General features: G+C 60.2%; 6 protein-coding genes. 4 read left to right on the top strand and 2 right to left on the bottom strand.

Annotated features, from left to right (window positions below):
- Positions 1 to 242 (top strand): integrase core domain-containing protein (locus B097_RS12740; protein WP_018581423.1); only part of this gene is annotated, 242 nt, incomplete at its 5' end.
- Here B097_RS12740 and B097_RS12735 read toward each other — a convergent pair.
- Positions 239 to 3637, bottom strand: a complete 3399-nt coding sequence (locus tag B097_RS12735; protein WP_237559419.1) for a DEAD/DEAH box helicase family protein — start codon at positions 3635 to 3637, stop codon at positions 239 to 241. The two genes, B097_RS12740 and B097_RS12735, sit on opposite strands and share 4 nt — an antisense overlap.
- 93 nt (positions 3638 to 3730) lie before the next feature.
- Positions 3731 to 4669 (bottom strand): nucleotidyl transferase AbiEii/AbiGii toxin family protein, encoded by a 939-nt coding sequence (locus B097_RS12730; protein ID WP_040429525.1) that lies wholly within the window; start codon positions 4667 to 4669, stop codon positions 3731 to 3733.
- A gap of 266 nt (positions 4670 to 4935) precedes the next feature.
- Here B097_RS12730 and B097_RS0108370 point away from each other — a divergent pair, with 266 nt between their 5' ends.
- The 3 genes from B097_RS0108370 to B097_RS0108360 form a co-directional block, all read left to right on the top strand.
- Complete coding sequence (locus tag B097_RS0108370) at positions 4936 to 5841, top strand: DUF2268 domain-containing putative Zn-dependent protease (RefSeq protein ID WP_040429357.1); 906 nt, start codon at positions 4936 to 4938, stop codon at positions 5839 to 5841.
- 13 nt (positions 5842 to 5854) lie between these two features.
- Positions 5855 to 6622, top strand: coding sequence for a MerR family transcriptional regulator (locus B097_RS0108365; RefSeq protein WP_018581286.1), 768 nt, complete (start codon positions 5855 to 5857; stop codon positions 6620 to 6622).
- Positions 6623 to 6673: 51 nt separating this feature from the next.
- Positions 6674 to 7655 (top strand): IS481 family transposase (locus B097_RS0108360; protein ID WP_018581285.1); only part of this gene is annotated, 982 nt, incomplete at its 3' end.

The following is a 7655-nucleotide window of genomic DNA, read 5'->3' as shown; positions in this document are numbered from 1 at the left end:
TGATGGAATCGATCAACGGGCTGTACAAGACCGAGTGCATCGGCTCCCGGATCTTCACCCCGGAGCGCTTGGAGTCGATCGTGGACGTGGAGCTGGCGACCATGTCGTGGGTGCAGTGGTACAACACCCGTCGACTGCACTCCACCCTCGGGATGGTCCCACCCGCGGAGCACGAGGAGACCTACTGGGCCGGGCACGCTACAATCACCGAGTCACCTGAGAGGGTGGCTCAGCCAATCTAACGGTGGCAACAAAACCGTGACGGTTCAACCAAAGTCTTGGTGAAACTGATCTGGTTTGCCGTGAGGGTCGATCCGTCGAGGAAATCCGAGAACTCCGCACGCACAGCATCAGGCTCCAGGCCCACCAACCTGCGGATAAACGCTGGGCCGCTATCACCACCACCAAGGCTTTCACGTACCCGCTCCACGTCTTCGGACGACACTTGGGCAACCATTTCCTCTAGGGCTGCAATATCCTGTTCGGTCAGCGGGCGCGCAGTGCGCAGCTTCTGCATCGCCACGGTATTCTTCTGCTCATTAAAGAACTCACGCAACCGTGCCTCAATGCGGCTTTCGTGTACTCCCACCCCTGCATCGACGGGGTTAAGTTCCACTTCTTCCAGGTCAGAGACTGTGTCCTCGAAGTCAAAGACCACAATCTTGCGTTGACTACGGGGAATCAATTCGGCAAGTCCACGGATGACTACGCGCGTTTCTTCAAGATCGGCAAGTGTGACACCTTCCCACCATGCGGGGTCCAGCACCCGCTCCAGAACTCCAGCGTGCTTGCGCACCTGGGCAAGCTCAATTCCCAACAACTCGCCTGCAACTTGCTCCAGCTTCTGTTTGTTTTTCACAAAGCTTGCCGACGATTCCAGCAGTCCCAACTGCAGCTGCAGGACCAGCAAGTCCACCCGTTTCGCGGATTCCTTGTCCCTGACGACCTGCTCGAAAGGTAGGTGTGCGAGGTGATCGACAACCACGTCGACGTCGTGAAGCTCGTTCCACGCTGCGAGGTCCTGGTACCGGTACAGGACAGGGCGATCGTCGGGACGCACAAGAATGTTGCCCTCGGGTACGGTTAGCACAAGGTCATGGAGGTAGGTGGCTAGTTCGTCGCGTAACGGGTTCGTCCGGTCATGCTTATCCAGCATCGCGAGCAGAAGCGCGCGGGAGGTGAAGAGCTTTTCTGACAAGGTGATAGGACGGGTGCCACTGTCGTCGGTTTCGGCGCGTTCACTGAAAGATTCAACGTTACCACAGTAATCGAAAATTCTGAAGTTTTTCTTGTCCTCTCCAGGCCCAAACAAGTCCTTGCGCAGGCGGGTGCCACGGCCGACCATCTGCCAGAACTTAGTGGGGGAGTAGACCGGTTTGAAGAACACCAGGTTGACCACTTCGGGCACGTCGATGCCGGTATCAAGCATGTCCACGGAGATTGCCACGCGCGGATTGTCATGTGCACGCTTAAAGTTCTTGATTGCTGTCGAGGCATAATTCGTCGAATGCGTGATAACAGTGGCTCCATCACCCGCATGGGCGGGGAAGTGCTTGTCAAACTCTTCCTTGATTAGGTCTGCGTGCTGCTGGGTGCGCGCGAAGATGATGGTTTTTCCCAACTGGTCGCCTTCGACCGTGTGCCCACGCTCCACCAGCTGGGCTAGGACCTTGCGGATGGTGTCGCGGTTGTACAGCACGCGGTTGATCTCGCCTGCAGCTACACCATCGGGCGGGGGCAGGGGATTGCCATCTTTATCATTGCCCCAGTCTTGGGCATCCCAGGCGGCCTTGTCTTCGGGCGAGAGCTCGTCGTAACGCATGCCGCTGCGCAGGAAGAGCGAGTCGGCAGCGTAGGTCTTGTAGTTCACCAGGTTGCCGTCCTCAATGGCCTGTTTCAGCGAGTATGCGCCGGTCGGCTCCTTGCCGTCGATGTGGAACAGCGAGTACGTGTCGTGGTGTACATCGGTCTTTGGTGTGGCGGTCAGGCCCAGCACGTACGCGTCAAAGTAGTCGAGGATCCGCTTGAAACGGTGATAGATGGAGCGGTGTGCCTCGTCGATAATGATCAGGTCAAAATCGTAGGGGTTGAACTTGGCGGGCTGGTCACCGTCGTCGCTAATCATGCCCATCATGGTTTGATAGGTGGATACGTACACGTCGCCAATCTCGTCGGGGTTCTTGAGCAGGTTCACGGGATTGGAACTTTCATACAGCTCCACGAAGTTTTCATGGGCCTGCTCCACTAACGCTTGGCGGTCCGCCAGGAACAACACCTTCTTAGCCCACTTTGCACCGCGCATCAGCTTAGATAGCGCAATGGCCACGCGTGTCTTTCCGGTCCCGGTGGCCATTACCAAAAGCGCCCGGCGATGCCCCTCGTTCTCAAACCGTTCAGTGACCGCACGGATCATGGACATTTGATAATCACGTCCGGCGATCTGCGCATCGATTTCTTGATCTGCCAGGCGCCTGCGCTGTGCGCGGTGGTAAATCATGGAATACAGCTGGTCAGGGGTAGGGTAGCCTTCCACAGTGCGCGAGGAACCATCCACGTCCACCAGCTGGATGTGGTAGCCATTGGTGAGGAAAACGATCGGGCGTTGCCCGAACTGCGCTTCGAGTGCGTCGGCGTACAGTCCGGCTTGGACGGCGCCATCGTTCATGCTTTTCGACGATCGCTTGGCCTCTAGCAAGCCCAGTGGTTTACCGTCCTTGCCCATCAAGGCATAATCGACGAATCCTTCGCCGGTGCTGTTGGGCATGCCGGTGACCGGGAACTCACGCAACAGGTTGGCACCGTGCTTGAACCCTGCCCGCGCCAGCATCGGATCGATGAGATCCCGGCGCGTCTCTGCCTCACTGATGGTGGGGGACAGTGGCGCTGCGTTCGGGTTGGACTTTTTCCGCTGGGCCTCAAGCAGCTGGGTGCGTAACTGGGCGATTTCCGCGACTAGTGCCTTCTGCGCTGCTGCATGCGCTTCTTCTGTGTCTGCTTGCTTCTGCGCAAAAAGTGCCTTTTCACGCGCGTGAGCCTCTTGCTGTTCGAGTAGCTTTTGTTCGGATTCGTTGAGCAGCAGCTCCTGTTCGCCGAGTTGCTTGTCTTTGGCGTCGAGCTCGTCGGCAAGCTTCTTTAACTCCTCCGGAGAGGTTCGCTGCGGGGTCATCCCTGCTGGCGGTTTAAGGTACGCCTCTTGGAATGCCTCAGTGGGTTGTGATTCTGGGTGGGACGAGTAGCGCAGGATGGCCCAGGAAAGGACGTCGAAGAGGTGCTTAACTACCTTAACGGCGCGTTCGGGGCGAATACCGCTGTCATGCACCGAGTCATTGCCCGCCTTGCGGATTATGGTGAGCGCGTTGATCTTGCTGGTACCGGCCAGCTGTTGGAACCGTGGGTCGCCGATGAGCGAGTTGAGGTCCTTCATGGCTGTCTCGCCGATGCCGGCGAAGCGCCAGATCTGCTTGACCACTTTCTCCACGATGCGACGGGCAAGCATCCCGGTAACATCCGGCTGGCGCAGTGCCATGCGCTCGGCGCGGATGGCGTCTTGCCCTAGGGCTGGCCACACTGGGATCACAAATGCGAAGTTGCTGCGCGGTGGGGCTTGGACCATCAGGATCTCCAGGTTTACTTGCAAGGTGCACTACTGTGTACAGATTATATGCTGGGCCCTAAGGAACTTAGTCAAAACTGACGTGATGACACTGTCCGATTATGGCGCTTCCTGTGTTTACTCCATATGCCATTCTTGTTTTATCGGATCCCAGGAAAGACGCTGGTCGATGCTTTGATCCAGAACGGCGGCGAGGCAGTTATTGGAGTAATCCAAGGAGGCGTCGAGTGTTGCATACTCTTTGGGGAACTCGAAGAACCCTTGCGCGTGTTCATGGTATTCCTCTTCCCACTTACTATGAGGAGGATGTAAGAGTTTCGGTAGTGTTACGCCTCGCCGGTGAGACTCGTGATACAACGTGTCGAGTAGCCGTTCTGCGGAGAATGATTCGTGCATAATGATGCGGACAATATCGGCAAGGTCACGGTATCGGGTGTTTGAATTTACGCCATAGTCTTCGTATAAAGCACAAACCTTATCGGCGAGATGGCTTTCGATGGGGGTTACCCGGATAGCAAATGGCTCCTCTGGACCATCCTCAAGCTTAATTACGGGCTTTACTTCAATGATTTCTGCTGGCGTCTGCGTGTGCCTTCCAGGGGATATGTCAACGGAGAACCTCTGGAACTCTTTCAGCCCAAGCAGACATTTGACTACAGCCCTGAGTGTTGCGCGCCCGTACGCAGTCGAATCCTCCCTAGTTTCCTTCACGGAGACCAGTTCAAACTGAAAATGGTCGTTGAGATCGACTTCACAAACCTGTCGTAATTCTTCTCTTACATCCTCTACGCTGGCCCAATCGGCTGCACGGGCGAGGTCAATATCTTGCGTAAACCTACCGCCGCCGGTGCGCAGCAGTAGGGATGTTCCTCCGCGCAAGGACCAGGCTGTGTCGGCTGGATTTTTAAAGACGCGGCGTAAAAATACTTGGAAAACAAATTGGTAGCGCACTGAGTTGGCCGGCACGCCACGCCTTTTGGCTTCGTTATTAATTTTGCTGTTTAGCGACTGTTTACGTCGAGCGATTTCGGCAGCACTGGGAAGGGGAGAGGACATGGATCGATACTATCCCGGATGTCTACGGTAATTCTTCGGGAAAGTCTTTCTCATCTCCTTCTGCCTCGGGGCCGTCAGTCGACCTTGGATTTCTCTCGCCTAATTCTTTGAGACCTTCGGCGAACTTTACACCGGCTGGGTTCAACCCAAATTTACCGATATCACTGTTCACACGAGCTTGGTACGCCGCTAGATGTACTGACCGGAGACGTTGATCGAAGCGAGAGATTGACCTTGCCGTGACGTCAACGTGTACAGTCGTGGGCATGACAGTCTCGATGATCGACAGCCTCGCTGGCATGCGGCGCTTGGCTCAAGCACAGCCGGGCGAATGGGATGAGGCGGCCCGTGCCCTGTGGGCGCCGATGGCCGGCATGTACTTATTCATCCCGGGCGGCCCGGACCTGGCCCAGGTACATGCCCAGAACTTCGGTTTCGGACCTGAAGCCCCACGCGACCTGGTCCTCGAAGGCCTGGAGGCCTTGGAAGCAGCCGATGCGTGGGGTCGGGTCGAGCGCGCCGTGCAGGACGGCTTGGAGCGGTTGGCAGCAGCCAACCCGAGTATGTCCATGCCTGACCTTCGCGTGCTACTCGTCCTGGGCGACCCCGACAACAAGCACTTCATGGACGAGATCCGTGGACTGTCGGCCTTCGGCGGGATCAGCGGCTTCATCGCAATCACCGTCTGGCCCACCTCGCAGGTACTGGACCGTTTGGAGGCCATCGCACTGCATGAGCTCCACCACAACGTGCGCTACTCGCCCGGCGGCGTGGTGTGGGACCCCAGGACCGTCACCGTCGGTGAGCACGTCGTGGCTGAGGGCCTGGCGGACCTGTTCGCTGCCGAGACCTACGGTGCGCGGGGATTCACCCACTTCGTCAGCGATCAGACCCGAACCAGTGACCCGGTGCTGGCGCGGGTCGTCGAGGGGCTGGGGGTGACCGGGATGCGGGACTTCAGTGCCTGGGTTCTGGGCGATGCCAGCGCGCGCCTGTTCGGCGGGACCCCGGTGGGCCTGCCCACCGGGGCGGGTTATGCAGCGGGTGCCCGAATCGCCAACGCCTACCTGTCCGCGACCGGTCGCAGTGCAGCCGACTGCGTGACGGTCCCCGCAGCCGACATCCTGGCCGTGGCCCTGCCACAGTTGGGTCTGGCAACGACTGGACAGTGAAGGAGGGTGGGTCGTGGTGGAGTGGACCGTCCAGCAACTGGCGCAACGTGCCGGGATCAGTGGCCGAGCCCTGCGGCACTACCACCAGATCGGCCTGCTGACCCCTGACCGGATCGGCGCCAACGGCTATCGCTACTACGGCCCAACCTCCGTGGCCCGCCTCCAACGCATCCTGCTGCTGCGCGACGCCGGGGTGTCGCTCGACGAGATCGCCACAGTCCTCGACTCCGAACACGATCAGGCCGACGAGGTAGCTGCCCTGGAGAAGCACCTCGTCAGACTCCGTCGTGACCGTGAAGCTCTGGTCCGGCGCATAGCCTCTGTCGAGAACACCATCGCCATGCGCCGCCAGGGGCGTCTGCCCCGCATGGACATGATGCTCGAGGGCTTCAACGACCGCTACAAGACCGAGGTGGTCTCCCGCTGGGGGCAAGAAGCTTTCGACGCCTCCAACCAGTGGTGGCACGCCAAGACGTTGGCACAACAGCAGCAGTTCCAGGCCGATGCCGAGCAGCTACTTGCCCGCTGGGGCGAGCTGCACGCCGCCGGCCATGGGCCATCGAGCCCCGAGGCACAGGCCCATGCAGCTGCGCATGTCGCCTGGTTCGCCCAGATCCCCGGCACCCCCACCCATGCCAACGACCCGGCCAACGCGACCGCCATGGTGCTCGGCATGGCCAACCTCTACGTCACCAATCCCGACTTCCATCCCGCCTTCGGAAGCTCCGAAGCCGCCGACTTCGCGGCCCAAGCACTACGGATCCACGTCAGCCCAACCTGACACTCATCCAGGTCCCACTGCGCGCCGCCCGGCGTAGCACGAAAGGTCCTCATGTCACATCCGAACGCTGCCCTCACGCCGCGCCACCGCTTGATCGTCGCCCAGCTCGTGGTCGACCAAGGCTGGCCGATTAGCGAGGTCGCCGCCAGGTTTCAGGTCTCCTGGCCCACCGTGAAGCGCTGGGCCGACCGCTACCGCACAGGCCAGTCCATGCAGGACCGGACCTCGCGGCCGCACCGGTCACCGAACAAGACCAACCACGCCACCGCGAAGCGCTGCGTCCAGCTCCGCCTCCGACTGCGCGAAGGCCCAGTCCAACTCGCCTGCCGGCTGGGGATCGCACCGTCCACGGTCCACCGGATCCTGGTCGACGCGCACCTGAACCGGCTGTCGCACGTCGATCGCGCCACCGGGGAGCCAGTGCGCCGCTACGAGCACGACCACCCCGGGGCAATGCTGCACGTCGACGTGAAGAAGCTCGGCAACATCCCCGACGGCGGCGGCTGGCGCTACGTCGGCCGACAACAAGGCGACCGCAACCGAGCCGCCACACCCGACAAGCCCCGCAACAAGTGGCGGGATCCGCTCATGGGCAAGGCCTACGTCCACACCGTCATCGACGACCACTCCCGCGTCGCCTATGCCGAGATCCACGACGACGAGACCTCCCTCACCGCCGCCGCCGTGCTCGTTCGGGCTGTCGAGTGGTTCAACGCCCGCGGTGTCACGGTCGAGCAGATCCTGTCCGACAACGGCGGCGCCTACCGTTCACACCTGTGGCGAGACACCTGCGCCGAGCTGGGCATCCGGCACAAGCGCACGAGGCCGTATCGGCCGCAGACCAACGGGAAGGTCGAGCGTTTCCACCGCACCCTGGCCGATGGCTGGGCCTACGCTCGCTGCTACACCTCCGAGGCTGAGCGGCGCGGTGAGCTCGAGGGCTGGCTGCACTACTACAACCACCATCGGCCCCACACGGCCTGTGGGAACCAACCGCCGTTCTCACGATTGATCAACGTTCCCGGTCAGTACA

The sequence above is a fragment of the Corynebacterium pilosum DSM 20521 = CIP 103422 genome, from assembly GCF_000373805.1.
Lineage (GTDB): Bacteria > Actinomycetota > Actinomycetes > Mycobacteriales > Mycobacteriaceae > Corynebacterium > Corynebacterium pilosum.
Note: the sequence above shows the minus strand (reverse complement) of the source record. Positions and strands in the feature narration are given on the sequence as shown.